The 25,886-nt window shown below is 70.2% G+C and carries 23 protein-coding genes; 16 read left to right on the top strand and 7 right to left on the bottom strand.

What is annotated here, in order from left to right:
* Nucleotides 1–82: 82 nt before the first annotated feature.
* The gene (locus BBK82_RS19785) at nt 83–727 is read left to right on the top strand and encodes an NUDIX hydrolase (protein ID WP_237048275.1); all 645 of its coding nucleotides are present in this window, start codon (nt 83–85) and stop codon (nt 725–727) included.
* A gap of 131 nt (nt 728–858) precedes the next feature.
* On the opposite strand, the gene BBK82_RS19790 is transcribed toward BBK82_RS19785, so the two are convergent.
* A complete protein-coding gene (locus BBK82_RS19790; protein ID WP_065916324.1) occupies nt 859–1,866 on the bottom strand; it encodes a Gfo/Idh/MocA family protein in 1,008 nt (335 codons plus the stop codon).
* A gap of 191 nt (nt 1,867–2,057) precedes the next feature.
* Between BBK82_RS19790 and BBK82_RS19795 the strand changes: the two genes are divergently transcribed.
* Nucleotides 2,058–3,344, top strand: a complete 1,287-nt coding sequence (locus tag BBK82_RS19795) for a bifunctional o-acetylhomoserine/o-acetylserine sulfhydrylase (protein WP_065916325.1) — start codon at nt 2,058–2,060, stop codon at nt 3,342–3,344.
* Nucleotides 3,344–4,354 (top strand): homoserine O-acetyltransferase MetX, encoded by a 1,011-nt coding sequence (metX, locus tag BBK82_RS19800; protein ID WP_065916326.1) that lies wholly within the window; start codon nt 3,344–3,346, stop codon nt 4,352–4,354. The genes BBK82_RS19795 and metX overlap by 1 nt, the downstream gene beginning before the upstream one ends.
* On the opposite strand, the gene BBK82_RS19805 is transcribed toward metX, so the two are convergent.
* Complete coding sequence (locus tag BBK82_RS19805; protein WP_065916327.1) at nt 4,317–5,003, bottom strand: TioE family transcriptional regulator; 687 nt, start codon at nt 5,001–5,003, stop codon at nt 4,317–4,319. The two genes, metX and BBK82_RS19805, sit on opposite strands and share 38 nt — an antisense overlap.
* Nucleotides 5,004–5,082: 79 nt before the next feature.
* Here BBK82_RS19805 and BBK82_RS19810 point away from each other — a divergent pair, with 79 nt between their 5' ends.
* Nucleotides 5,083–6,189, top strand: a complete 1,107-nt coding sequence (locus BBK82_RS19810) for an erythromycin esterase family protein (protein ID WP_065916328.1) — start codon at nt 5,083–5,085, stop codon at nt 6,187–6,189.
* Here the strand turns inward: BBK82_RS19810 and BBK82_RS19815 are convergent.
* Entirely contained in the window at nt 6,161–6,667 is a 507-nt protein-coding gene (locus tag BBK82_RS19815) for a hypothetical protein (protein WP_065916329.1), read from the bottom strand. The two genes, BBK82_RS19810 and BBK82_RS19815, sit on opposite strands and share 29 nt — an antisense overlap.
* 120 nt (nt 6,668–6,787) lie before the next feature.
* Here BBK82_RS19815 and BBK82_RS19820 point away from each other — a divergent pair, with 120 nt between their 5' ends.
* The 3 genes from BBK82_RS19820 to BBK82_RS19830 all read left to right on the top strand — a co-directional run bounded on the left by BBK82_RS19820 (nt 6,788) and on the right by BBK82_RS19830 (nt 9,323).
* A complete protein-coding gene (locus BBK82_RS19820) occupies nt 6,788–7,906 on the top strand; it encodes a sensor histidine kinase (protein WP_065921200.1) in 1,119 nt (372 codons plus the stop codon).
* Complete coding sequence (locus BBK82_RS19825; protein ID WP_065916330.1) at nt 7,903–8,556, top strand: response regulator; 654 nt, start codon at nt 7,903–7,905, stop codon at nt 8,554–8,556. Before BBK82_RS19820 ends, BBK82_RS19825 begins: the two co-directional genes overlap by 4 nt.
* Nucleotides 8,557–8,618: 62 nt before the next feature.
* A complete protein-coding gene (locus tag BBK82_RS19830) occupies nt 8,619–9,323 on the top strand; it encodes an alpha/beta hydrolase (RefSeq protein WP_065916331.1) in 705 nt (234 codons plus the stop codon).
* A gap of 438 nt (nt 9,324–9,761) precedes the next feature.
* Here the strand turns inward: BBK82_RS19830 and BBK82_RS19835 are convergent, their stop codons facing one another.
* Nucleotides 9,762–11,717, bottom strand: a complete 1,956-nt coding sequence (locus BBK82_RS19835; protein ID WP_237048276.1) for a phospholipase A2 — start codon at nt 11,715–11,717, stop codon at nt 9,762–9,764.
* A gap of 212 nt (nt 11,718–11,929) precedes the next feature.
* Between BBK82_RS19835 and BBK82_RS19840 the strand changes: the two genes are divergently transcribed.
* The 3 genes from BBK82_RS19840 to BBK82_RS19850 are packed head-to-tail and all read left to right on the top strand — an operon-like array spanning nt 11,930 to nt 14,744.
* Nucleotides 11,930–13,003, top strand: a complete 1,074-nt coding sequence (locus BBK82_RS19840) for a DUF418 domain-containing protein (RefSeq protein ID WP_065921201.1) — start codon at nt 11,930–11,932, stop codon at nt 13,001–13,003.
* 5 nt (nt 13,004–13,008) lie between these two features.
* Complete coding sequence (locus tag BBK82_RS19845) at nt 13,009–14,127, top strand: sensor histidine kinase (protein ID WP_065921202.1); 1,119 nt, start codon at nt 13,009–13,011, stop codon at nt 14,125–14,127.
* Nucleotides 14,124–14,744: a response regulator gene (locus BBK82_RS19850; protein WP_065916333.1), complete on the top strand. Its 621-nt coding sequence runs from the start codon at nt 14,124–14,126 to the stop codon at nt 14,742–14,744. Before BBK82_RS19845 ends, BBK82_RS19850 begins: the two co-directional genes overlap by 4 nt.
* A 132-nt stretch (nt 14,745–14,876) precedes the next feature.
* Here the strand turns inward: BBK82_RS19850 and BBK82_RS19855 are convergent, their stop codons facing one another.
* Entirely contained in the window at nt 14,877–15,449 is a 573-nt protein-coding gene (locus tag BBK82_RS19855; protein WP_065916334.1) for an SACE_7040 family transcriptional regulator, read from the bottom strand.
* Nucleotides 15,450–15,612: 163 nt separating this feature from the next.
* On the opposite strand from BBK82_RS19855, the gene BBK82_RS19860 reads away from it, so the two are divergent.
* The 4 genes from BBK82_RS19860 (at nt 15,613) to BBK82_RS19875 (ending at nt 21,203) form a co-directional block, all read left to right on the top strand.
* Entirely contained in the window at nt 15,613–16,398 is a 786-nt protein-coding gene (locus BBK82_RS19860) for an SGNH/GDSL hydrolase family protein (protein ID WP_065916335.1), read from the top strand.
* A 139-nt stretch (nt 16,399–16,537) separates the two neighbouring features.
* Entirely contained in the window at nt 16,538–18,130 is a 1,593-nt protein-coding gene (locus tag BBK82_RS19865; RefSeq protein ID WP_065916336.1) for a carboxyl transferase domain-containing protein, read from the top strand.
* Nucleotides 18,131–18,132: 2 nt separating this feature from the next.
* A complete protein-coding gene (locus BBK82_RS19870; protein ID WP_065921203.1) occupies nt 18,133–20,046 on the top strand; it encodes an acetyl/propionyl/methylcrotonyl-CoA carboxylase subunit alpha in 1,914 nt (637 codons plus the stop codon).
* Nucleotides 20,047–20,051: 5 nt separating this feature from the next.
* A complete protein-coding gene (locus tag BBK82_RS19875; protein ID WP_065916337.1) occupies nt 20,052–21,203 on the top strand; it encodes an acyl-CoA dehydrogenase family protein in 1,152 nt (383 codons plus the stop codon).
* Here the strand turns inward: BBK82_RS19875 and BBK82_RS19880 are convergent.
* Together BBK82_RS19880 and BBK82_RS19885 are read right to left on the bottom strand one after the other, a co-directional pair.
* Nucleotides 21,200–22,735 (bottom strand): acyl-CoA dehydrogenase family protein, encoded by a 1,536-nt coding sequence (locus BBK82_RS19880; protein WP_065916338.1) that lies wholly within the window; start codon nt 22,733–22,735, stop codon nt 21,200–21,202. The two genes, BBK82_RS19875 and BBK82_RS19880, sit on opposite strands and share 4 nt — an antisense overlap.
* 13 nt (nt 22,736–22,748) lie before the next feature.
* On the bottom strand, nt 22,749–23,213 hold the full coding sequence (locus BBK82_RS19885; RefSeq protein ID WP_071812636.1) for a hypothetical protein: 465 nt from the start codon (nt 23,211–23,213) through the stop codon (nt 22,749–22,751).
* Between the two features lie 157 nt (nt 23,214–23,370).
* Here BBK82_RS19885 and BBK82_RS19890 point away from each other — a divergent pair, with 157 nt between their 5' ends.
* Both BBK82_RS19890 and BBK82_RS19895 read left to right on the top strand, forming a co-directional pair.
* A complete protein-coding gene (locus BBK82_RS19890; protein ID WP_083268837.1) occupies nt 23,371–24,621 on the top strand; it encodes an FAD-binding oxidoreductase in 1,251 nt (416 codons plus the stop codon).
* Nucleotides 24,622–25,854 (top strand): SAM-dependent methyltransferase, encoded by a 1,233-nt coding sequence (locus BBK82_RS19895; protein WP_065916340.1) that lies wholly within the window; start codon nt 24,622–24,624, stop codon nt 25,852–25,854.
* Nucleotides 25,855–25,886: the final 32 nt, after the last annotated feature.

A 25,886-nucleotide genomic window follows, 5' to 3' on the forward strand; every position in this document is an offset into this window, starting at 1 on the left:
GGGTTCGTCTCCTTGTCGTCAATCTGACGATAACCCTATACTGGCCGATGTGTACTCGCCAAGTGATTTCCCTCCCTTTGCTGTGACGGTCGACCTGGTGGTGTTGACCGTGCGGGCCGATGCGTTGTGTGCGTTGTTGGTGAGGAGGGGGGAGGCGCCGTTTCGGGGGCGGTGGGCGTTGCCTGGGGGGTTCGTGCGGGTGGACGAGTCCGTGGATGACGCCGCTGCGCGGGAGCTTCGTGAGGAGACTGGGGTGGGTGGGCTGCACCTGGAGCAGCTCGGGACGTACGGAGAGCCTCGGCGGGATCCGCGGATGAGGGTGGTGTCGGTGGCTTACTTGGCGTTGGCGCCTGATTTGCCGGTGCCGGTTGCCGGGACGGATGCGGCGGAGGCGGCTTGGGTGCCGGTTGATCGGGTGGGGGCACTTGCGTTCGACCACGGGCGGATCTTGGGGGATGGGGTGGAGAGGGCGCGGGCGAAGTTGGAGTACACGCCGTTGGGGGCGGAGTTCTGTGGGGCGGAGTTCACGGTGGCTGAGTTGCGGAGGGTGTACGAGATCGTGTGGGGGGTGGAGTTGGATCCGCGGAACTTTCACCGGAAGGTGACTGGGGTGGAGGGGATGTTGGAGGCCACGGGGGAGAGCACCACGAGGGACGGCGGGAGGCCGGCCGCGTTGTTCCGCAGAGGGCCGGCTTCGGTGCTGCACCCGCCGTTGGTGCGCGGGTGAGGGCACGCCTGGCGGCGTGCGGTTCAAGCGCAACGCCTGCGGCGTTTCGGGGGGACTCCGTCCCCCTTCGGGAGGGACGGCTCGGGCCTGCGGCCCTCGATACCAGGTACAGCCGGACCTTCGGCCCTCTGTTAGAGGCTGACTGCGTCGCCGGTTGCTGCAGATTGACGGGCTGCCTCGATGACTTCCAGGCCCGTCACGGCGTCCTGCGGGGTCACCGGGGCCGTTCCTGCCGCCACTGCGGCGTAGAAGTCCTGGTATGCGCCGGGTTCTGTGCGGTGGGGCTTGCCGCCGAGCGTGCCCCAGGCCGACTCCGGTTCCTCGCCCCAGCCGGGGGCTCCAGGGGTTTCGCCTGCCTTGAGGCGTTCCTCCTGGGGGTCCATGCCGTATTTGACGTAGGCGGCGTCGTGGCCCAGGACGCGGAAGCGGGGGCCGAGGTCGGCTGCCAGGGCGCTCATCCAGAGGTGGGAGCGGACGCCGCCCTCGTGGGTCAGGGAGAGGAAGACGTCGTCGTCGGCGCGGGCGGTGGGGCGGACGGTGGCGATTTCGGCGAAGACGGAGGTAGGGCGGCCGAAGAGGGCCACTGACTGGTCGATGAGGTGGGTGCCGAGGTCGAAGAGGATTGAGCCGAGGTCGGCGGGGTCGCCGGATTCCTTCCAAGAAGACTTGATCTCTGGGCGGTAGCGCTCGAAGCGGGACTCGAAGCGGTGGACCTTGCCCAGGGCGTTGGAGGTGAGGAGCTTGTGGACGGTGCGGAAGTCGCCGTCCCAGCGGCGGTTGTGGAAGGGGATCAGGAGGAGGTTGCGGGAGGAGGCGATGGAGGCGAGGGCGCGGGCCTCGGCGGCGGAGGCGGCGAAGGGTTTGTCGACGATGACGTTGAGGCCGTGTTCCAGGACCTGGCGGGCGTGGGTGGCGTGGAAGCGGTTCGGGGTGGTGATGACGACCAGGTCGAAGTCGCCCGACCAGACCTCGTCGAGGGAGGAGAGGAGGCGGGCGGTGGGGTAGCGCTCGGCGACCTCGGACTGGCGTTTCGGGTTCGAGGTGACGACGGCCGCGAGGTCGAGGCCGGGGGTCGTGGAGATGAACGGGGCGTGGAAGGCGGCCCCACCTAGTCCGTAGCCGACGAGAGCTGTGCGCATGGGAATCAGCCTAAGCGTTCTCACCTGGTGGACGGGGTGTCGGAGCGGCTGTTCGGACCCCTACGGTTTGCAACCATGACCGTGCTGCTCGTGAGCCGACGCCACGTGGACTACGTGCGCGTCACCAGCATGGCGTGTCGCAGCTCCCGTTGATCCTGACCTCTTCTGGCAACGAGCTTTGGAGCACAACCATGTCCTGGTCCTTTGAGACGACGCAGATCCACGCGGGCGCCGCGCCCGACCCCGCGACCGGTGCGCGGGCCACGCCGATCTACCAGACCACCTCGTACGTGTTCAGGGACACGCAGCACGGGGCGGACCTGTTCGCGCTGGCTGAGCCCGGCCACATCTACACGCGCATCAACAACCCCACGCAGGACGTGCTGGAGCAGCGGGTAGCGGCGCTCGAAGGTGGCATCGCGGCGGTCGCCTTCGCCTCCGGGCAGGCGGCGGAGACGGCGGCCATCCTCAACCTGGCCAAGGTCGGGGACCACCTCGTGTCGAGTGCGTCGCTCTACGGCGGCACGTACAACCTGTTCCACTACACGTTGCCCAAGCTGGGCATCGAGGTGTCCTTCGTGGACGATCCGGACGACCTCGACGAGTGGCGGGCGAAGATCAGGCCGAACACCAAGTTGTTGTTCGGTGAGTCGTTGGCGAACCCGCGCAGCCACGTGCTGGACATCGAGGGCATCGCGGCTGTCGCGCACGAGAACGACATCCCGCTGGTCGTCGACAACACGGTGCCGACGCCGTACCTGCTCAAGCCGTTGGAGCACGGGGCGGACATCGTCATCCACTCGGCGACCAAGTACCTGGGCGGGCACGGGACGGCCATCGCCGGTGTCGTGGTGGACGGCGGGAAGTTCGAGTACGGGGCCGAGAAGTTCCCCGACTTCCACGAGCCCGACCCGAGCTACCACGGGCTGCAGTACTGGCCGGTGCTCGGGCACGGGGCGTTCGCGGCGAAGCTGCGGGTGCAGGGGTTGCGGGACACCGGTGCGGCGATCGCCCCGTTGACCAGCTTTCTGGTGATCCAGGGGATCGAGACGTTGTCGCTGCGGATCGAGCGGCACGTGCAGAACGCGCAAGCGCTTGCGGAGTGGTTGGAGCAGCGGGACGAGGTCGAGAAGGTCCACTACGCCGGGCTGCCGAGCTCTCCCTTCCACGCAGGCGCGCAGAAGTACCTGCCGAAGGGTGCCGGCGCGGTGGTGAGCTTCGAGCTGCGCGGCGGGGCGGACGCCGGGCGGGCGTTCGTGGACGGGACGTCGTTGTTCAGCCAGCTGGTCAACATCGGGGACGTGCGGTCGTTGATCGTGCACCCCGCCTCGACCACGCACAGCCAGCTCACGCCGGAGGAGCAGCTCGTCACGGGCGTCACGCCGGGGCTGGTGCGGCTCAGCGTCGGGCTGGAGGGGCTGGAGGACCTCAAGGCGGACCTGGAGGCGGGCTTCACCGCGGCGAAGTCCGAGTTGTAGTGACCGGCTGGCGCTTCGGCGACCCGAACGGGCGGCGGAAGTGGTTCAGCCACACCGAGCCGTTCGCCGGGTTGCCGGGTTTCCAGCTCGCGTACGAGACGTGGGGGACCTTGAACGCGGAGGCCTCCAACGCGGTGCTCGTGCTCCACGCCCTCACCGGGGACAGCCATGTCGCCGGGGGCGTGGAGCCGGGTCACCCCACGCCGGGCTGGTGGGACGCGCTCGTGGAGCCGGGACCGCTGGACGGGTGTTTCGTGGTGGCGCCCAACGTGCTCGGCGGGTGTCAGGGCAGCACCGGGCCGTGGCAGTACCCGGCGTTCCCCGCGCTCACCATCAGGGATCAGGTTGCGGCGGAAGCACTTCTGGCCGACTACCTGGGCATCGGGCGGTGGGCGGCGGTGCTCGGCGGGTCGATGGGCGGCATGCGCGCGGTCGAGTGGGCGGTGAGCGAGCCCGAGCGGGTGGAGTCGTTGCTCCTGCTGGCCACGACGGCGGCGGCGTCGGCGGAGCAGATCGGGCTGGCGTCGGCGCAGCTGCACGCGATCCGGGCCGATCCACGCGAAGGTCTCGGTGTGGCGCGGAGGATCGCGCACATCAGCTACCGCAGCGAGCAGGAGCTGCAGGCGCGGTTCGGGCGTCAGGTGCAGGAGGACGGCAGGTTCGAGGTCGAGTCCTATTTGGACCACCACGCGGCCAAGCTCAGCCGGCGGTTCGACGCCGCCAGCTACGTCACGCTCACCGAGGCGATGAACTCGCACGACGTGGGGCGCGGGCGGGGTGGGGTCACGGCGGCGCTGGGCAGGGTGACGGCGCGGACGCTGGTGGCCGGGGTGGACTCGGACCGGCTGTACCCGTTGGCGCAGCAGCGGGAGCTGGCCGCGGGCATTCCCGGTGCCGACGACCTGCGGGTGATCACCTCGCCGTACGGGCACGACGCGTTCCTGATCGAGACCGCGCAGGTCGGGGCGCTCGTCAGCGAGCTGGTGCCCGCGCACTCAGGTAGTCGTTGAGCCGCGCGGAGGCGGCGAGCATCGCCAGCCCCCGCGCGGTCAGCCTGCGCCGCCAGTCGGTCAGCGCGGCGGCCAACGTCTCGGTGCCGCCGGCCGTGCGGATCTGCTGCACCACCACCGCGATGCGTGCCAGCGGGTAGCCGCCGCGGCGCAGCAGGTGGGCCAGCTCGGCGTCGCGGACGTCGGCGGCCGAGAACACCCGGTAGCCGGTCCGCTCGCGTTCCGGGACGAGGATCCCGGCCTCCTCCCACGCCCGCAGCGTTGCCGGGGTGACGCCGAGCCGCCGCGCGAGCTCGCCGATCGACCGCGGCCCGACGACGGGTTCCACATCGGTCAGGTCGGCGACCCCGCGGCTGACCGAGTCGAGCGTCTCGCGGTCGCGCAGCAGCTGGTGGTGGCCGCGGTCGATGGTGAGCAGCACGTCGTCCAGCACGTCGTCGTGAACCGCGTTCATGATCTGGCCGGCGACCGCGTGCCCGTAGGCGGGGACCAGCGCGATGAACGTCCGCAGCGCCGCCGCGTGCACCTCGGTGTAGACGCGGTAGCCGGAGTCGGTCCGGTCGGCGGGCGGGAGGAACCCGTCGCGCTCGTAGTTGCGCACCGCCTGGGTCGAGATGCCGTGTTCGCGCGCTAGGTCAGTTGGACGCACGGTTGAGACTTTAGCCGCTCGCTACAGCTCGATCTGTGAGAAAGTTTCAACGAAGGTTTCAAAGATATGGTTGAGCCACATGAGCCAGGACATCCGCGAGTTCCTCCACCCCTTCACCGAGCTGCTGGGCTTCGGCGAGCCCACCCACCTCGAGCACGCCCACACCTGGATCCGCAACGAGCTGCTCGAGCAGCTCGCCGCCGCGGGCTTCCGCTCGATCGCGCTGGAGAGCTGCCGGGTCAGGGGCCTGCTGGTCGACGACTACGTCAAGGGCGGCCCCGGTGACCTCGACACCGTCATGAAGGAGGGCTTCAGCCACCGCTTCGGTGAATGGCCCGCCAACCGCGAGCTGGTCGCGTGGATGCGCGAGTACAACCAGGACCGGCCGGCCGCCGAGCAGCTCACGTTCCACGGCGCCGACTTCCAGGGCGAGACCGCCAACGCGCCCAGCCCGCGCCCGTACCTCGAACACGCCCGCGACTACCTCGGCCTCCACATCGACCTCAGCACCGACGACGAGAGGTGGAGCCGCGACGAGGCCGTCCTGGACCTCACGAAGTCACCTGGACAGTCCGAAGAGGCCGTCCAGTTCCGCGCGATCGGCCAGGAGATGCTCGCGCGGTTGCACGCCCGGCCGCACGACGAGGGCTGGGAGCGGGCGGAGACCCACCTGAGCGCCGCGCTGAGCCTGCTGCGCTACCACCGGGAGTGCGCGGAGCCGAACCCGCTCGGCGTGCGCCTGAACCGCCTCTGCCAGCTGCGCGACGGCATGATGGCCCGCAACCTGCTGGAGATCCGCCGGATCGAGGCGAGCCGCGGGCCGACGTTCGTGTTCATGCACAACGCCCACCTGCAGCGCACCAGCAGCTCGATGGAGATGGCGGGCGAGCGGGTGGAGTGGTTGTCCGCGGGCGCGCTCGTCGCCCCGATCCTCGGCGACCAGTACACGGTCATCGCGGGCACCCTCGGCCGCAACGACAGCTTCGGGCTCGGTGACCCGGGCGAGGGCACCTTCGAGGGCTCGCTGCAGGACCGTTTCACCACCTGGGGGCTCGCCGAGAAGCCGACCGGGACCGTGCGCACCGACACCAAGCTGGAGATGGGCTACTTCCCCGTCGACGAGCACCTGCTCGCCGGCGTGGACGCCGTGCTGCACGTCAGGGTTGGTCGTCCAGTGACGCGGTGATCCACGACGCGACGGGCAGGTCGCGCGTCTCGCACTCGATCGCCAGCTTCAACGTCCACCGCAGGGCTTGCAGCACCACCGTTGCGAGCTCCTGCGGCTGGCCGTTGGCCAGGGCGATCTCGATCTGCTCCGAGGCCGCGTCCTGGTCGCCGTGCACCTCGGCCAGCAACGCGCGGATCGCCGTGCGGACCGGCGGGTCGGCGTCGTCGATCTGGACCTCACGGCCCTCCTCGTCGAAGACCTGCATCTTCACCGGTGTCGCGCCGCCGGAGCCGAGCGAGCCGACCATCGAGCTGCACTCGGCGAACAGCAGCAGCACGAGCTCGCGGATCTCCTCGTTGCCCTCGGGCGACCCGCTGAGATAGCCGGTCACGAGGTCCACCGCCACAGCGTCCTCACCGGCCCTGGCAGCGGCCAGCGCCTCGCCGGCCACGGCGGTCAGCCGCGCCTGGCGATCGGGGTCCTGTGGTGGTGTCACTGGTACTGCCTACCGCGCGGCTGCGCACAATCGCAATGCCCCATCTTGATCAGAGTGCTACCGGGGTATGTCACTCCGCAGGTCAATGTGGGGATGAACTCGTGCACCTAGTCTCGGGTGGTGTTCCGCACGCTCTACTGGACGCTCCTCGGCATCGACCGCACCCAAGTGCTCGTGAAGGCACTGGGGCGGTTTCGCAAGCCCTTCCACGGGGCATTGCTGGTCTACGCGCTGGTGTTCGCGATCGTCGGCTCCGCCCGGCTCGTCGACCTGCAGGACCCCGACGGCTGGTGGCCGGCGCTGTTCGCGTCCGTGTTCCTGCCGTATGTCCTGCTGATCTGGTCACCGCTGTACGCCTGGCGCCTGGCCGCCATCACGCTCTACCCGGTGGCCACGCTGATCGGCTGGACCGGCGTCGCGGACTTCCAGTACTGGACGCTGCTCCCGCTGGTGGCGGGCGTCGCCGCGTTCTACTCCGGCGGGGTCACCCTGACCGCCACCGTGCTCACCATGGCGGCGGTCGGCTTCTCCGAGTCGCAGCACCACGACGCGATCATGGCCGTGCCGGTCATCACCGGCGTGATCTACCTCTTCGGCGCGCGTGGCCGGGTCGAACGCGAGCTGGAGGAACAACGCGGCGAGAAGGCGGCACTGGAGGAACGTGCGCGCATCGCGAGAGAGATGCACGATGTGGTCGCACACCACATGTCGATGGTGGTGGTGCGGTGCGAGACCGCGCCCTACCGCCTGCCGGGGCTCAACGAGGCCGCGCAGAAGGAGTTCGAGGAGGTCGGCCAGGCCGCGCGCGAGGCGATCACCGACATGCAACGGCTGCTGGGGGTGCTCAGGACGGACGGGCAGGCCCCGGAGAAGGGACCGCAGCCGGGCATCAGCCGCATCCCCGAGCTCGCGAGGCCCGGTGACGAGGCCGAGGTCGACGTGGACGACGTGCCGGAGGCGGTCGGGCTGACCGCGTACCGGATCGTGCAGGAGGCGCTGACGAACGCGACCAGGCACGCGCCCGGTTCGAAGGCGTCCGTGCACGTGCAGAAGAGAGATGGCCAGCTGGACGTGCTGGTGCGCAACACCGCCGGGGGACCGTCGAGGGGCGGCGGCAGCGGGCAGGGCTTGATCGGCATGCGTGAGCGTGTGAAGGTGCACGGCGGCACCCTGACCGTGAAGTCGACCGAGGACGGCGGGTTCCTGGTGCGAGCGCGGATTCCGTTGGGGGGCAAGTGATCAGGGTGGTCGTGGTGGACGACCAGGAGATGGTGCGCGAGGGGTTCTCCGCGCTGCTCGACGCACAGGAGGACATCGAGGTCATCGGCTCGGCGGGCAACGGCGTCGAGGGCGTCGCGCTGGCCCGCCGCACGGACCCGGACGTCGTGCTGATGGACATCCGCATGCCCGAGATGGACGGTCTGCACGCCACCCGGCTCCTGCTCGACGGCGGCAGTGAGTCCAAAGTGCTCGTGCTGACCACGTTCGACCTCGACGACTACGTCTACGAGGCGTTGCAGGCCGGTGCGAGCGGGTTCCTGCTCAAGCACGCACCCGCCCGTGAGCTGCTGAACGCCGTGCGCGTCGTGGCCGCGGGTGAGGCGTTGCTGGCGCCGTCGATCACGAAACGCCTGATCGAGGACTTCGTGAAGGCCCGCCGCAGCGAACGCGTGCGGCCGGCGCAGCTCGCGGCGCTGACCGAGCGCGAGACCGAGATCCTGGTGCTGGTCGCGCAGGGCCTGTCGAACGCCGAGATCGCCGCGCACCTCGTGCTGGCCGAGCAGACGGTCAAGACGCACGTGAGCCGGGTGCTCACGAAGCTGGGGCTGCGCGACCGGGCGCAGGCGGTCATCGCGGCGTACGAGAGCGGGCTCGTAGTACCGGGGTAGCACCGGAGAACGGCACGTCAGCGTGACGATCAAGGGTGGGTCGCCTCCCTAGCTTCGCTGCCATGCGCCGAAGCCTGCTGCTCCTCATGCTGATCGTGATGCCGTCCGTCGCGCCGTCGATGGGCGAGTGGAGGTCCGATGCCGCCCGCCGGGTCGCGGTCGTGGGCGACCTGAGCACCGCCCGGGACGTGGTGATCATCGTGCCGGGGTCCGACGTGGACGTGGACCGGTTCGACCGGACCGTCGGCAAGAACGCCACCGACCTGTACGAGGCGGTGGGCCGCGACGACCTCGCGGTGATCGCGTGGCTCGGCTACGCGACGCCGCAGGGGCTCGGGGTGGACGCGGTGACCGGCCGGTTGGCGCGAGCGGGGGCCGCCGCGCTCGTCGACTTCGTGCGCGCGTTGCAGACCAACGCGCGCATCCACGTCTTCGGGCACAGCTACGGCTCGGTCGTGGTGGGTCTCGCGGCACCCGAGCTCGACGTCGCCGACATCGTGTTCAACGGCAGCCCCGGCGTGCGCGCGAGCACGGTCGCCGCCCTGCGGACGAACGCCAAGGTGTGGGCGTTGCGCAACGCCGGTGACTGGGCCCGGTTCATCCCCGGCCTGCGGCTGTTCGACCTCGGGCACGGCACCGACCCGGTGTCGGCCCGCTTCGGTGCCACCGTGCTGCGGTTCCCCGGTGGCACCCACGCCAGCTACTACGAACCGGGCACCGACACGCTGGCCGCGCTGGCCCGCATCGCCGTGGGGGAGCAGCCGTGAACCGTGTGGTCGCACTCGCGCTGTCCGGTGTCGTGGCCGGGCATTGGTTCACAACCACGCTCGTCGACACGCCCACCGGGCTGGTGATGGGGCCGGTGCGGCCCTTCTGGCTCGATCTCGTGCTGAACGCGTTGGTGCTGCTCGTCGTCGTCGGCGCAGCGGTGCCGGCCCGGCGGTTGGTGGGGCAGGCGGTGCTGCTGCTCGGGTGCTGGGCGGCTGTCCTCTTCGGACTCGTGCTGCGCGGCGTCGACCAGGGCACCGCCTACAACGTCAGCGTTCTGGTGGTCGAGCCGTTGTGGTTCATCGGCGCGTACCTGGTGGTGGTGGCGGCGAAACCGTTGGTGCGCATGCCGGTTCTGCGTCGCACCTGGTTGACCGACAACGCACTGGGCATCCTGCTGGTGCACCAGAGCGCATTTCTCACGGTGACGCTGGTGTTCAGCGCGTGGGGGCCGTTGCCGGGGCTGCAGCAGGAACCAGGTCCGGGCTGGATGTGGGAACGACTGCTGTGGCTGCCGGTGTGCGCGGTCGTGACCTGGGGATGGCTGCGAGCACTGCGAGCCCGATCGTCACGGCGTGCAGCACCACGACCTGCGGTGCCGGTTGCAGCGCCAGCAGCGGTGGCACACACGCCAGTGCCGTGAGCAGCCACGGCATCCGGGTGTCGCAGCTGCCGGTGCGGGCGGTGTGGATCAGGTACCAGCCGAGCAGCAGGTGGATCATGTTCTGCAGCGGGTCGACCGGCAGCAGCACCAGCACGCCCTCGCCGAGGAACCCGGCCACGACGAACCCGAGCACGCCCAGCGTCCCGAAGCTCACGCCCAGCGCCGTCGCGAGCCGGGTCCGGTGCGACTCGTGCGCCAGCCGCGGGAACTTGACCCGCCTGCACTCGAACCGGTGGAACAGCAGTGTGAGCGGCAGCAGCAGGAACACCAGCCAGCTCGGCGCGTGCGTGAGACCGAGCAGCCCGACGAGCGCGCCGAGCCCGATCAGGTAGGCCAGGTACACGGTCATCGGTGCCCGGCGGGCGAAGTTCACGACGCGCCAGGCGCGGCCTTCGAGCCACGCCGACACGTGCCCGCGGGCGAGCAGCGCGAGGCAGACCTGCGCGACCCCGAGCACCATCATCGAGCGCGGGTAGTCGCTGAAGAACACCAGCGCGGGCAACGTGATCGCGCCCAGCGCCGCCGGCACCTTGCGCCCGATCCGCTGCAACGTGCCGTCGGCGTAGAAGAACCCGACCTGCTGCATCAGCAACGCGCCGACCACCAGGTTCACGTACCCGCCGGTCTTCCACTCCGTCGACGTGCGCGCCACCTCGACCGCCACCGTGACCAGCGCGAGGACGAACGGCGTGGCACGGCGGTGGCGGCGGTGCAGCCAGGCCGCGGCCGGGGTCGCCGCCACCGCGAGCAGGTAGACCCCGAGGAACCACAACGGGTGCGTGATCAGCCTGCTGTACGCGTCGACCCGCACGTCCAGCAGGTTCAGCGCGGTGAACAGCACCACCCACAGCAGCACGAACCCGAGCACCGGCCGCAGCAGCCACGACGTCCGGCTCGACACCCAGCACCCGAAGCCGCCCTGGTGTGCCCGCCAGCTCTGGAGGTTCGCGTGGCCGCCCGCGAAGAAGAACAACGGCACCGCCTGCAACGCCCACAGCCACGACGTGCCGAAGCCGTGCAGATGTGCCAGCGTGGCAACGGTTTCGCCCAGCACCAACAACGTCAGGCTGAACAACCGCAGGAAGGTCGCGAACCGGTCCTGCTCGACCCGGGTGGCGACGGGAACGTCTTCGCGCCGTGGCCGGTGCAGCCTGGCCAGCAACAGGAACACGACCACCGCGCTGCCGAACGCCCACGCCACCACGGGTTCGTGGCCAGGCGGACCCCAGCGCTGCCGCCACGAGTTGAACTGCAGGCCCAGCGCGTAGGTCTGCGCGACCACGTGACAGCTCTGCCGCGCACCCCGCGGGTTGAGCTCGCACTGCAGGTGCAGGTCCGCCGTGAGCCGGTCGTCCAACGCCTTGCGCGCCTGCGGTCCCAGCGGCTGGCCCTTGTGCTCCGCGTACCGCAACAGGTCGTAGCCCATGTCGTGCGCACGGCAGGCGACGCTGAAGTCCCACTCGGTGTCACCGGCCGGTCCGGAACACCCACCGGCGAGGTCGACGACCCGCAACGTCCCGTCCGGCGCCCGCACGGTCTTCGGGTCGCGCACGATCACCGCGGCGAAGTCCACCGGCATGTCGAGCTGCGGGTCGTGCGTCGCGGACGGCTCGGCGAACGTCTTCACGGCCTTGGCCGCCGCCAGCACGTCACCGCTGGGTGTGCCGTTGTCGCCGGTCGCGGGACGCGAGGCGATCACCCCCACGACGAACACGGCGAGAGTGATCACCGTGAACCGGAACCAGGCCGGGAGTCGGAGGAGGAGTTCGCGGGCACCCATGGTCGCGCCAGGTTACGGAACGGTCTCGGCTGATCGCCAGTTCGCCAGGTCAGCCAGGGCACCATCCACTGATCGGTGGATCCGTGGCCAGCCCCGGTTGATCACGGCGTGGGTGGGCCGGTTGATGGTTGCGGCAGGACCTGACCGACACGCTCGAAAGCATGAAACGCCTGCTCACACCGGATCTGGCCCGCGGCAGCATGCTCGCGTTGATCGCGCTCGCGAACTCGGCCATCTACCTCTACGGCCGCCCTTATGGCGTGCGGCAGCACATCGTCGAGACGGACCTCGTCGACCGAATGGTCAGCGTGTTCGTGGTGACGTTCGTCGACGCACGTGCCTATCCGATGTTCGCCCTGCTCTTCGCGTACGGCGTGGCGAAGATGTCACCGGAGCGGGCCAAGTCGCGCAACCGCTGGCTGCTCGTCTTCGGGTTCGTGCACGCCATGCTGCTGTACCCCGGTGACGTGCTCGGCGTGTACGGCCTGCTCGGGTTCGGGGTCATCGCGATGACACGGCTGCGGGGGCGCACGCTGCTGCTGGTCGCGGCGGGGTGGCTGGCGTTGACCGCCTTGCTGCAGAGCGGGGCCTACGGCAGTCCGCCGCAGGGGCGGCGGACGTTCTTCTGGTCGTTCGAGATCGCTGACCCGCTGAAGGCGCTCGCGCTGCACCCGCTGGAGTGGCTGATGACGCCGCTGGGGCTCACCGGAGTCGTCGCCGCGGCGGTGGCGGGGGTGTGGGCGGCACGTCACGACGTGCTCGCCGAGCCGGAGCGGCACCTGGCGTTGCTGCGCCGGGTCGCGCCGTGGGGGATCGCCGTCGCGACGCTCGGCGGGGTGCCGAGCGGGCTCGCGGTCGGCGGGTTCTGGCAGCCGGAGGAACCGGGGCTGCTGGCGGCCGTGCACGGGGTCACCGGTGTCGCGGGCGGCCTCGGCTACGCCGCGCTGGTCGCGCTGGTCGCCGTGCGGATCAAGCGGCCGAACGTGGTCGTGCGGGCCGTCGCCGCGTGCGGAGAACGGTCGCTGAGCTGCTACCTGTTCCAGTCCGTCGTCTTCGTGGTGCTGCTCAAGCCGTACACGTTCGGGCTGGGCGCGACGCTCGGCTCGGCGGAGGTCGCGGTGCTGGCGCTCGCGACGTGGCTGGTGTCGGTGCTGCTCGCCGACCTGCTGGGGCGCCGGAACAGGCCGGGACCGGCGGAGACGCTGCTGCGGAAGCTGCGAAGCTCACGGGTGTGAGGTCGATGCTGGAGCAGGAGCACCGGTGGAACCTGGTGTGGGCGCTGGTCCCCTACGGCCTGCTGGCCGTGGCGACGGGCGTCTACCTGGTGTTCCGGCCGGTCGCCGTCGTGCCGTTGGTGGCTGTTGCGGTGCTGGCGGCGTGGCACTGGTGGTTCGTCATCGCCCATCCGCAGTGGTGGGAACGACGTCTCGGGCCGATGGTGCTGTACTTCGCCGGTCTGCTGGCGTGCACCGCCGTGCTGCTGGTCCACGACGAGGTGTTCGGCATCTTCGTGCCGTCCTGCTACGGGCTCGCGTTCCTGGCGCTGCCCGGCCGGCTCGCCTACGCCGGGGTCGTGGCGGTGGGCGGGTTGTGGTTCCTGCCGCCGGACACCGACCTGGCCTCCACCCTGGTGATCAACGCCGGCCTGACCACCCCGATGGTCGTGCTGATCGGCTGGATCATGCGCGCGATGGAGCGGGAGGCGATCCGGCGGCGGGAGATCAACGAGCGGCTGACCGAGCTGTCCGCCGAGAACGCCCGGCTGCAGGTGCTCGCCGAACGCGCACGGGTCGCCCGCGAGATGCACGACACCGTGGCGCAGGGTCTCACCGGCATCGTCACGCAGCTGGAGGTCGCCGAGGAGCTCACCGGTCCTGACGACCCGGTGCGCGGCCGGATCGCGACCGCGCGCAGGCTCGCCCGCGACAGCCTGGTCGAGGTGCGCCGGTCGATCGAGGCGCTGCACCCCGGCCCGTTGCGCGACGCCCGGCTCGGCGAGGCGGTCGAGCGGACCGTGGCGGGCTGGCGGGAGGCGCACGACGTGCTCGCCACCTGCACGGTGACCGGCGAGCCGCGCCCGTTGCCCGCGGATGTCGAGGTGGCGGTGCTGCGGGCGGCGCAGGAGGCGCTGGCGAACGCGGGCAAGCACGCGGCGGCCGGGCGCGTCGACGTCACACTGTCCTACATGGAGGACCTGGTGGTGCTGGACGTGGTCGACGACGGCGTCGGGTTCGACCGGTCGGTGCGCGGGTTCGGGCTGACGGCGATGGAGGAACGGGTGGGGCTGCTCGGCGGGACGGTGGCGGTCGAGTCGGCGCCCGGTGGCGGCACCGCCGTGACCGTGACGGTGCCGCTGTGATCCGGGTCGTGGTGGTCGACGACCACCCCGTGGTGCGCGACGGGCTGCGCGGCATGCTCGGCACGCAGGACGACTTCGAGGTCGTCGGCGAGGCGGCGAGCGGCACCGAGGCGCTGACCGTGATCGCGGCGGTGCGCCCGGACGTGGCCGTGACGGACCTGCGCCTGCCCGCACCCAGCGGTGCCGAGCTGGTGCGCTTGATCAGGGACCGCGCGCCGGACACGCGGGTGCTGGTGCTGACCACGCACGACACCGACGCCGACGTGCTGCCGACGATCGAGGCGGGCGCGACCGGGTACCTGCTCAAGGACGCGCCGCGCGAGGAGCTGTTCCGCGCGGTGCGGGCGGCGGCACGCGACGAGACGGTGCTGTCCCCTTCGGTCGCCGCCCGGCTGGTGCAACGGGTCCGCACGCCGGTGGTGCCCGCACCGTTGAGCGCTCGCGAACGCGAGGTGCTCCTGCTCGTCTCGCAAGGCAAAACGAACCGCGAGGTCGCCGCCGCACTGCACCTCAGCGAAGCCACGGTGAAAACCCACCTGTTGCACGTCTACGCCAAGCTCGACGTCCCAGACCGCGCCTCCGCCGTTGCCGCGGCCTACCAACGAGGCCTGCTGTAGCCGCCGCCTTTCACTCACACGTGCCCCACCCGCCTCACTTTGGCGCACGCGGGGAGCTTTCGTACCGCAGGAGAGGACGAAAGGGCCCCGCGTGCGCAGAAGACCGGAGGGGTTGTGACTGTCGGTGAGGAGTCAGGAGGGGACGGCGGCCGGGGTGAGGGAGGCGAGTGCCATGCGGGACAGCAGGGCCGCCATCTGGTCCCGGTCGAGGTGCGCGCTGTGCGGGGTCGAGTTGATGAGGCCGAACACGGCGTGTGCCGCGGCCCGTGCGGTCGGCTCGTCGAACTCCGGCACGGTGCGCCGGATCGTCTCGACCCACACCTCGACGTAGCGGCGTTGTAAAGCGCGCACCCGCCGGCGGTCCGGGTCGGTGAGGTTGGCGAGGTTGCGCATCTGCACGGTGATCAGCGCCGGGTCGTCCAGCGCGAAGTCGACGTGCCAGCCCACCAGTTCCCGCAACGCCTCGTCGGCGTTGGCTGCGGCGTCCACCCGCGACTGGCCGCCGTCGAGCAGGCGTTCCGAGATCGACGTCAGCATCTCGCCGAGCATCGCGTCCTTGCTGCGGAAGTGCCGGTACAGCGCGGGCCCGGAGATGCCGACGGCCGCGCCGATGTCGTCGATGCCCACGCCGTGGAAGCCGTGCCGCGCGAACAGTTCCGCGGCGGCGGTGAGGATCTGGTCCCGACGTGAGGGTTTCTCGGCCACGCGGGAAGGTTAGCAGTCGTTCACTTTTACGTCTGATGGGTGAAATTTTCGCAACTGCAAGGTCCAATCGTTGACTATTGACCAATGCTTCACACGGGTCTTACTCGTGGGTAACGATTGCCGCGCAAGGCATCAACCCCTGCGGCCCCTTCGGGAGTCTTCGATGCGTCCTGCTCACCTCATCGCCTCGGTGGTCACCGCCGCCGCGGCAGTCATCGCACTCGCCAACCCCGCCGGCGCAGCCGCCGTCAACTACGTGGCCCTCGGCGACTCGTACGCCTCCGGCCTCGGCACCGGCACCTACGACGGCACGAGTGGCAGCTGCAAGCGCGGCCCGCTCGCCTACCCCGCCCTGTGGGCGGCCGCGACAGCGCCGGCGACGTTCCGCTCGGTGGCCTGCTCCGGCGCGCGCACAGGTGACGTCATCGCCCAGGCGGCGGCGGTCACCTCGGCCACCAACCTGGTCACCGTCCAGGTCGGCGGCAACGACGCCGGCTTCACCGACGTCATCACGACCTGCACGTTCGGCACGGACAACGACTGCGTCAACCGGGTGAACCAGGCGAAGACCTACGCCGCGAACACGCTTCCCGGCCTGCTCACCAACGTCTACGGCACCATCCGCTCGAAGTCTCCCTCCGCGCGCGTCGTCGTGCTCGGCTACCCGCGCATGTACAAGGTGCCCGGCTCGTGCAACGTCGGCCTGAGCGACACCAAGCGGTCCGCGATCAACTCGGGTTCCGACGCGCTGCACGCCACGATCAGCGCACGTGCGGCGGCGGCCGGGTTCTCCTACATCGACGTGCGCGGGGCGTTCACCGGGCATGAGATCTGCTCGTCGAGCTGGTGGCTGAACAGCTTGAGCTGGCCGGTCGAGGAGTCGTACCACCCGAACCGGGCGGGTCACCAGAGCGGCTACCTGCCCGCTCTGCGGTCAGTCATCGGCTAGTTCCATTCCGGTGCGTGGGAGTGCCGTAAGTCGGCCTTGACCTGCGGTCTGGAGCCTCTCGACCGGCACTGGTGGACCGCCAGGTGAGCGGGCGTTAACATGGCCTTGTTAACGCCCGCTAACCTGAGGTCTGGGGAGCATGGACGCACCTGTCCTGCGCAGCGCCGCCGAGCCGTCGGACCGCTACGCCAAGGAGCACACCGCGCTCGTCGACGAGCTGCGGAGCAAGCTCGCCACCGCCGCGCGAGGCGGTCCCGAGAAGGCACGTCAGCGCCACGTCGACCGCGGCAAGCTGCTGCCGCGCGAGCGGGTGGACACGCTGGTCGACCCCGGGTCGCCGTTCCTGGAGCTGTCGCCGCTGGCCGCGAACGGCATGTACGGCGACGAGGCACCGGCCGCGGGGATCATCACCGGTGTCGGCAGGGTGTCCGGCCGGGAGTGCGTGATCGTCGCGAACGACGCCACCGTCAAGGGCGGCACCTACTACCCGATCACGGTCAAGAAGCACCTGCGCGCGCAGGAAGTCGCGCTGCAGAACAACCTGCCGTGCGTCTACCTGGTCGACTCCGGCGGCGCGTTCCTGCCGAAGCAGGACGACGTGTTCCCCGACCGCGAGCACTTCGGCCGGATCTTCTACAACCAGGCCACGATGTCCGCTCGCGGGATCCCGCAGATCGCCGCGGTCCTGGGCTCGTGCACCGCCGGTGGCGCGTACGTGCCGGCCATGTCCGACGAGGCGATCATCGTCCGCAACCAGGGCACGATCTTCCTCGGTGGCCCGCCGCTGGTGAAGGCGGCGACCGGTGAGGTCGTCAGCGCGGAGGACCTCGGCGGCGGCGACCTGCACTCGCGCACGTCCGGCGTCACCGACCACCTGGCCGAGAACGACGCGCACGCGCTGCGGATGGTCCGCTCGATCATCTCCACGCTCGGGCCGCGCGCGCAGCGTCCGTGGGACGTCACGAAAACCGAAGCACCGGCGGTCAACCCCGACGACCTCTACGGGGTGGTGCCGACCGACTCCCGGACGCCCTACGACGTGCGCGAGGTGATCGCGCGGATCGTGGACGGGTCGAAGTTCCAGGAGTTCAAGAAGGAGTACGGCGCCACCCTGGTCACCGGGTTCGCGCGGATCCACGGCCACCCGGTCGGCATCGTCGCGAACAACGGCATCCTGTTCGGCGAGTCCGCCGTCAAGGGCGCGCACTTCATCCAGCTGTGCGACAAGCGGTCCATCCCGCTGGTGTTCCTGCAGAACATCACCGGGTTCATGGTCGGCCGCGAGTACGAGGCCGGTGGCATCGCCAAGCACGGCGCCAAGATGGTGACCGCGGTGGCGTGTGCGCGGGTCCCGAAGTTCACCGTGATCATCGGCGGCTCGTTCGGTGCCGGCAACTACTCGATGTGCGGCCGGGCGTACTCGCCGCGGTTCCTGTGGATGTGGCCGAACGCGCGGATCTCCGTGATGGGCGGCGAGCAGGCGGCCTCGGTGCTGGCGACGGTCCGGCGCGACCAGCTCGGTGACGAGTGGCCGGCGGAGGACGAGGAGGCGTTCAAGGCGCCGATCCGCCAGCAGTACGAGGACCAGGGCAACCCGTACTACTCGACCGCGCGGCTGTGGGACGACGGTGTCATCGACCCGCGGGACACCCGCACGGTGCTCGGGCTGGCGTTGTCCAGCGCGGCGAACGCCCCCATCGACGATGTTTCCTACGGCGTCTTCCGGATGTGATCATGTTCGACAGCGTTCTGGTGGCGAACCGCGGGGAGATCGCGGTCAGGGTGATCCGCGCGCTCAAGGCGCTCGGGATCCGTTCCGTCGCCGTGTACTCCGACGCGGACGCCGACGCGTTGCACGTCCGGCTGGCCGACGAGGCCGTGCGGATCGGGCCCGCGGCGGCCCGTGAGAGCTACCTGTCCATCGAGAAGATCGTCCAAGCCGCCGTGTCCACCGGCGCGCAGGCGATCCACCCCGGCTACGGCTTCCTCGCCGAGAACACGGCGTTCGCGGCGGCCTGCGAGGCTGCCGGTGTCGTTTTCGTCGGCCCGCCCGCCTCCGCGATCGACGCGATGGGTGACAAGATCCGCGCGAAGCTCACGGTGTCGGCGGCGGGTGTTCCCGTGGTGCCGGGGCGCACTCGCGAGAACATGTCCGACGACGAGATCGTCGACGCGGCGTTGGAGATCGGCTTTCCGGTGCTGCTCAAGCCTTCCGCCGGTGGTGGCGGCAAGGGCATGCGGCTCGTGCACGAGGAGTCCGCGCTGCGCGAGGCGATCGAGTCGGCCCGGCGGGAGGCGCGCGGGTCGTTCGGTGACGACACGCTGCTGATCGAGCGGTTCGTCACGAACCCGCGGCACATCGAGATCCAGGTGCTCGCGGACACCCACGGCAACGTGATCCACCTCGGTGAGCGCGAGTGCAGCCTGCAGCGGCGGCACCAGAAGATCATCGAGGAGGCGCCGTCACCGTTCCTCACGCCCGAGATGCGCGAGGCAATGGGCTCTGCGGCGGTCGACGCGGCGAAGTCGTGCGGTTACGTCGGCGCGGGCACCGTCGAGTTCATCGTGGACGGTGCGACCGGCGACTACTTCTTCATGGAGATGAACACCCGGCTGCAGGTCGAGCACCCGGTGACCGAGGAGGTCACGGGCGTCGACCTGGTCGAGTGGCAGCTCCGGGTGGCCTCCGGCGAGGTGCTGGACGTCGACGTCACGCTGACCGGTCATTCGGTCGAGGCGCGCGTCTACGCGGAGGACCCGGCACGCGGCTTCCTGCCGACCGGTGGCCGGGTGCTGGCGCTGAGCGAACCCACGTCGGTGCGGGTTGATTCCGGGCTGTACGAGGGACTTGTCGTCGGTTCGGACTACGACCCGATGCTCGCCAAGGTGATCGCGCACGGCCGCACGCGCGAAGAAGCGCTGCGGCGCCTGGACCACGCGCTCGGGCAGATGGTGCTGCTCGGCGTCACGACGAACATCCCGTTCCTGCGGGCGTTGTTGCGTGACGGGGACGTGCGGTCCGGCGCGCTGGACACCGGTCTGGTCGAACGCAAGCTGGACGCGTTGACGTCGGCGGAGATCCCGGACGACGTCTACGTGGCGGCCGGCCTGGAGCGGTCGCTGGAACCGCGTGGCGACGACCCGTGGGACCAGCTGTCCGGGTGGCGGGTCGGCGAGCACGCGTGGACGACGTGGCGGATCAACGACGTCGACGTGCGCGTGCGCGGTGACGAAGTCGTTGTGGGTGCGGGAGAACCGGTCCGTGCGCGGGCTCGCCGGGAGGGCGGTGACCTGCTCGTCGGGTCGCGCCGGTACGCGATCGCCCGCGACGGCGACGTGCTGTGGCTGGGCCACGACGGCGCGTCCTGGGCGTTGACCGAGGCCGAGTTCCTGGTCGGCGCGTCCGGCGGCGCGGCGGCCTCCGGCGGCCCGGTCAAGTCGCCGATGCCGGGCACCGTGCTGGTGGTCCGCGCGCGGCAGGGCGAGGACGTGACCGCCGGTCAAGCGTTGTTCGTGGTCGAGGCCATGAAGATGGAGCACACCGTGACCGCACCGGTCGACGGCGTGCTCGCTGAGGTGAACGTGCAAGCAGGTCAGCAGGTCGCACTCGACCAGGTGCTGGCCACCGTCGTCTCTCACGAGGAGTGACACCCATGTTGGACTTCAGGCTCCCGAGCGAGTACGAGGACCTGCGCAAGACCGTCGAGGAGTTCGCGCGCGACGAGGTGGCCCCGGTCATCGGCGAGTACTACGAGCGCGGCGAGTTCCCGTACCCGATCGTGGCGAAGATGGGGCAGATGGGCCTGCTCGGTCTGCCGTTCCCGGAGGAGCACGGCGGCATGGGCGGCGACTACTTCGCCCTGTGCCTCACGCTGGAGGAGCTCGCGCGGGTCGACTCGTCCGTCGCGATCACGGTCGAGGCGGCCACGTCGCTGGGCGCCATGCCGATCTACCGCTTCGGCACCGACGAGCAGAAGGCGGAGTGGCTGCCGTCGCTCACCTCGGGCGAGAAGCTCGGCGCGTTCGGTCTCACCGAGCCCGGCTCCGGCTCGGACGCGGGTGCCCTCGCGACCACCGCGCGCCTCGACGGCGACGAGTGGGTCATCAACGGCACCAAGGCGTTCATCACGAACTCCGGCACGGACATCACCGGCCTGGTGACGGTCGCCGCGGTCACGGGCACGCTGCCCGACGGCCGCAAGGAGATCTCGTCGATCATCGTCCCGTCCGGCACGCCGGGCTTCACGGTGTCGAAGAAGTACTCGAAGGTCGGCTGGTGCGCCTCGGACACCCGCGAGCTGTCGTTCGCCGACTGCCGGGTGCCCGCCGCGAACCTGCTCGGCACCCGCGGCCGCGGCTTCGCCCAGTTCCTGCAGACGCTGGACGAGGGCCGTGTCGCCATCGCCGCGCTGTCGGTGGGGCTGGCGCAAGGCTGTGTCGACGAGTCTGTGCGCTACGCCCACGAGCGCGAGACCTTCGGCGCGAAGATCGGGACGTACCAGGCGATCCAGTTCAAGATCGCAGAGATGGAAGCGCGCGTGCACACCGCCCGCCTCGCCTACTACGAGGCGGCGTCGCGGATGCTGCGCGGTGAGCCGTTCAAGAAGCAGGCGGCCATCGCGAAGCTCGTGTCGTCGGAGGCGGCGATGGACAACGCCCGCGACGCCACGCAGATCTTCGGCGGGTACGGGTTCATGAACGAGTACCCGGTGGGCCGGTTCTACCGCGACGCCAAGATCCTGGAGATCGGCGAGGGCACCTCCGAGGTGCAGAAGATGCTGATCGCCCGCGAGCTGGGGCTCTAGAGCTTCGGCACCGCCCGCTCGACGATCGAGGCGAAGTCGGTGTTCCTGGGCAGCGTGCCAAAAGCGACGCCCCAGTCACCGCCGAGCCGGGAGCTGATGAACGCGTCCGCGACTGCAGGGTGTCCGTGCTCGACCAGCAGGGCACCCTGCAGGACCAGCGCCATCCGCTCGACGATCCGCCGTGCCTGCGACTGGTCCACATCGGACAGCACGCCGCCCAGTTCGTTCAGCACCTTGTCGATGCGCGGGTCGGCCCCGCTCACGACGCTCAGGAACTCCTGCACCGACTCTGGTTCCTTCGCCATCGCGCGCAGCACGTCGAGCGCGGCGACGTTGCCGGAGCCCTCCCAGATCGACATCAGCGGCGACTCGCGGAACAGCCGCGGCATCCCGCTGTCCTCGATGTAACCGTTGCCGCCCAGGCACTCCAGCGCCTCGGCGGCGTGCACCGGCCCGCGCTTGCACACCCAGTACTTGGTCACCGCGAGCCCGAGCCGCGGCCGGTGCTCCGCGAGCCACATCGCCGCCGTGGTCGCCGCTTCCGACTCGACCGCCAGGTCCGCCAGCACGTTGCGCATCGCCGGCTGGTCGATCAGGTACTGCCCGAACGCCTTGCGGTGTGCCGCGTGGTGCGCCGCCTGCCGCAGTCCCGCCCGCATGCCCGCGGCTGATCCGAGCACGCAGTCGAGGCGGGTCATGTTGACCATCTCGATGATCGTCCGCACGCCCCGGCCCTCGTCACCGACCCGCACCGCGAACGCCTCGTCGTACTCGACCTCGGCGGACGCGTTGGACTTGTTGCCCAGCTTGTCCTTGAGCCGCTGCAGGAAGAACCGGTTGCGCGTGCCGTCCGGCAGCACCCGCGGCACCAGGAAGCACGTCAGCCCGCCCGGCGCCTGCGCGAGCGTCAGGAACACGTCCGACATCGGCGCCGACGTGAACCACTTGTGCCCGGTGAGCACGTACCCGTCGTCGACCGGCTTGGCGACCGTGGTGTTGGCGCGCACGTCCGACCCGCCCTGCTTCTCGGTCATCGACATGCCGGCGATCAGGCCGCGCTTGGTGAGCGGTGCCTTGAGCCCGAAGTCGTACTCGCGGGCGGTGAGCAGCGGTTCGTAGCTCGCGGCCAGCTCGGGTGTCGTGCGCAGGGCGGGCACGGCCGCGTACGTCATCGAGACCGGGCAGCCGTGGCCGGCCTCGACCTGCGACCACACGTAGAAGCGGGCCGCGCGTTCGAGGTGGTTGCCGTCCACGTACGCGTGCAGGCCGTGGGTGACGGCGACGCCCATCAGCTCGTGCCAGGCGGGGTGGAACTCGACCTCGTCGACCCGGTGGCCGTACCGGTCGTGGGTGTGCAGCACGGGCGGGTGGGCGTTCGCGAGGCGACCGCGCTCCTGCCACCCGGCGCTTCCCGCGAGCCGGCCGAGCTCGTGCAGCTCGGCGTCGTCGACCCAGCTCAGCAGGGCGGGATCGTCGGCCACGTCGTGACCGGCAAGTGGCGGAACCTGGTTGGTCACCTCGTGCGTAGCCATGTCCCGCACGTTACTACTCGGCGGTAACTTTGGGCAGCCCCGCGCGCAGCACCGGCTGGAACGCCGCCAGGTCCGCGCCGACCGCCGCGGCTCCCGAGCGCACGCGGTCGTCCTGGGCTGGGTCGTCCGCGAGGGCACGGCAGGTCGCGAGCGCGGCGTCACGGTCGCGCTCGAACACCCCGAGCACGTCCCACAGCGCGGCGTACAGGTGGTCGTGCTGCTCGCCCTCGGCACCGGCGGTGGCGGCGCAGACCACCGCGAGGCCCGTCGCGTCGCCCCGGCGGAGCAACGCCTTGGCCGTGACGTCCGTGACCGCGGTGTCCTCCGCGTCGAGCACCAGTCCCAGCAGCACCTCCCGCGCCGCCGGCACGTCCGCGAAGCACGCCAGCCCGTGGCCCGCGTCCGCCCGGTCCCGCCACCGCGGGCTGTGAGCCAGTGCGATCAGGGCGGCCACCGCCGTGTCTCGTGCGTCAGTCATGTCCGGATGATCCCCCAACGGCGACTTTTGGCGGAAGCTCGGTGGCCCATTAGGACGTTTGGACGTGCCAACGGCGCTGACGAGGAATAACGTCCCTCTCGTGAGTGACCATGGGCACAGCTCGGCCGTGGCTGCGTTGACCGCGCAGTACGCCGCGATGCGCGAAGGTGCGCCGGTGCGGCTCGCGAAGAAGACGTCGAACCTCTTCCGGTTCCGCGCGGAGCAGTCCGGCGGGCTGGACGTGGGGAGGTTCGACCGGGTGCTGTCGGTGGACCCGGCCGGACGCACCGCGCAGGTGCAGGGCATGACCACCTACGAGGACCTCGTCGCGGCGACGCTGCCGCACGGGCTCATGCCGCTGGTGGTGCCGCAGCTCAAGACCATCACGATCGGCGGGGCGGTGGCGGGGCTCGGGATCGAGTCCACGTCCTTCCGCAACGGGTTGCCGCACGAGTCCGTGCGCGAGCTGGAGATCCTCACCGGTGACGGCGAGGTCGTGGTCGCGAAACCGGACGACGACCTGTTCCGGGCGTTCCCGAACTCCTACGGCACGCTCGGGTACGCGTTGCGGCTGGAGATCGAGCTCGAACCGGTGCGGCAGTACGTGCGGTTGCGGCACGTGCCGTTCGGGTCGTTCGAGGAGTGCGCGGCGGTCATCGAGGAGGTCTGCGAGGACGGGTCGGCCGACTTCGTCGACGGCACGGTGTTCTCCCGCGGCGAGATGTACCTGACGCTGGGGCACTTCGTCGACATCGCGCCCTACACGTCCGACTACACCGGCGACCAGATCTACTACCGCTCCATCCAGAAGCGGCGCACGGACCACCTGACGGTCCACGACTACCTGTGGCGGTGGGACACCGACTGGTTCTGGTGCTCACGGGCGTTCGGCGCGCAGAACCCGGTGGTGCGGAGGCTGTGGCCGAAGCGGTACCTGCGTTCGGACGTGTACCGCAAGCTGGTGGCCAAGCACCGGCGGCTGAGGCCGCGCACGGACGTGGAGCCGGTGATCCAGGACGTCGAGATCCCGGTGTCGACGCTGCCCGCGTTCCTCGACTTCTTCGACCGCGAGATCGGCATCTCGCCGGTGTGGCTGTGCCCGGTCCGCCTGCGCGACACCACGGGCTGGCCGCTGTACCCGATGGACCCGGACGTGCTGTACGTCAACGTCGGGTTCTGGTCGGAGGTCCCGGTGCGGCCGGGAGAACGGATGGGTGACCGCAACCGGCTCATCGAGCGCGAGGTGGCGCGGCTGGGCGGCCACAAGTCGCTGTACTCCGACTCCTACTACGAGGAGGACGAGTTCTGGCGGCACTACAACGGTTCGCACTACCGGTCCGTGAAGGCACGGTACGACCAGACGAACCGCCTGCCTGATCTGTACGCCAAGTGTGTCAGGGGACGATGAATGCGGTTGGCCTCTCTCTTTCAGCGCATCACCGGCGGCAACGACGTCCGCTTCCAGGCCTACGACGGCAGCACCGCCGGTCCGGCGTCCGCCCCGGTGTCCATCGACGTGAAAACCCCGGAAGCCCTGTCGTACCTGGCTTCCGCCCCCGGTGAGCTCGGTCTGGCCCGTGCCTACGTCACCGGTCACCTGGAGATCCTCGGCGACGTGCACGCGGGTCTCTCCCAGCTCTCCGAGCTCTCGCTGCGGGAGGTCCCGTGGCTGCAACGCGTCGAGCTGCTGCGCCTGCTCGGCCGCATCCGGCTGAACCACCGCGTGACCCCGCCGCCGCAGGAGACCCGCCTGCACGGCCTGCGCCACTCCAAGGCACGCGACCAGCAGGCCATCGCCCACCACTACGACGTCTCGAACCAGTTCTACGAGTGGATCCTCGGCCCGTCGATGGCCTACACCTGCGCCGTCTACCCGGCCACCGAGTCCACTTTGGAACAGGCCCAGTTCGCCAAGCACGACCTGGTGGCCCGCAAGCTGGGTCTCAAGCCGGGCATGAGACTGCTCGACGTCGGCTGCGGCTGGGGCGGCATGGTCATGCACGCGGCCCGCGAGTACGGCGTGCGCGCGATCGGCGTGACGTTGTCGCGCAACCAGGCCGAGTGGGCGCAGAAGGCGATCGTCGAGGCGGGCCTGTCCGACCTCGCCGAGGTGCGCCACCTCGACTACCGCGACGTGCGCGAGACCGGGTTCGACGCCGTGTCGTCCATCGGCCTGACCGAGCACATCGGCAAGGCGAAGCTGCCGGCGTACTTCGCTGCGCTGTACCGCAAGCTCAAGCCCGGCGGCCGGCTGCTCAACCACTGCATCACCCGACCGGACAACAAACAACGCGCGCTGTCGGGCCCGTTCATCAACCGGTACGTGTTCCCGGACGGCGAGCTGGTCGGCCCCGGCCACCTCGTGTCGCTCATGCACGACACCGGCTTCGAGGTGCGCCACGAGGAGAACCTGCGCGAGCACTACGCCCTGACGCTCGCCGCCTGGGGCCGCAACCTCGACGAGCACTGGGACGAGGCCGTGGACGAGGTGGGCGAGGCACGGGCACGGGTGTGGCGGCTGTACCTGGCGGCGTCGCGGCTGGGGTTCGACCGGAACAACATCCAGCTGCACCAGGTGCTCGGGGTGAGGCTGGACGGAACGGCGTCGCACATGCCGTTGCGCCCCGACTGGCTGTCCTGATCTTCGGCGGAGTCTCCGCCCTCGGCACGACA

The organism is Lentzea guizhouensis, from assembly GCF_001701025.1.
Classification (GTDB): domain Bacteria; phylum Actinomycetota; class Actinomycetes; order Mycobacteriales; family Pseudonocardiaceae; genus Lentzea; species Lentzea guizhouensis.